Consider the following 713-nt stretch of genomic DNA (forward strand, 5'->3'; position numbering starts at 1 on the left):
CCAAAGAAGCGGGGGCCGCTCCACTCGGCCCCTGTGATCCGTTTGGCGACCGCACTGAGAGATGAGAACGTCTGGCCGTCCATCTCAAAGCCGTCTGATGTGACGTTCACCCGATAGACGCGACCATTCCATTCCCGGACCAGTTGGGTGCCGAGAGCGATGGTCGACGGAGAGTGCGCCGTAGTTGTCGCCATCGGCTTTGCTTCCGCCTTAAGCGAGCGCCTGATTGCTGCGGAGTGACCTCCTAGCATTTTGCACTGCACCTCGAAGATCAGAGCTTTCCGCAGGAACTTGAGAGAGAGCCGCGATCCGGGCGGCGCCTCGGCCAGCTTGTCCCATGTTTCCAGGCATTGGTCTCGATCCCAGGCCCCAATCTCAGCAATCCGCTTCGCAAGGTCGTCCATCTCACGCGTCCACTCCAGCCATGGCATGTACCTGAGCCTTATAGACTGAGCCCCTGGCAGCAGCCGTGCAGGTCACAACGAGGCCAGTCCTTCGCAACCGGGATATCTCGGCACGTATCGTATGGGGCTGCCAGCCGAGGTGATCTTGAAGGGTCTCGACCGTCGCGCCCGACTTGCGTTTGATCATCTTCGCAAGTTGCGCGCGCTTGGATTGCGGTTTGGTGTTGGACATGTCTGTCTCCTGTGTGGGGCTGCGGATGATCCGGGGCCTTCCACTGAGACAGGCCCGGAAGACCGGGCAGACGGTGT

2 protein-coding genes are annotated in these 713 nt (G+C 60.7%); both read right to left on the reverse strand.

The window, feature by feature from the left end; all coding sequences use genetic code 11:
- Nucleotides 1-404, reverse strand: a 404-nt coding sequence (locus BOA8489_RS20070) for a DUF2924 domain-containing protein (protein WP_245814018.1), incomplete at its 3' end; no start/stop codon positions are given.
- A gap of 1 nt (nt 405) precedes the next feature.
- Nucleotides 406-713: DUF3489 domain-containing protein (locus BOA8489_RS20075; protein WP_217897990.1), on the reverse strand; the 308-nt coding region annotated here is incomplete at its 5' end.

Source organism: Boseongicola aestuarii, assembly GCF_900184815.1.
In the GTDB taxonomy this organism is placed as follows: Bacteria; Pseudomonadota; Alphaproteobacteria; order Rhodobacterales; family Rhodobacteraceae; genus Boseongicola; species Boseongicola aestuarii.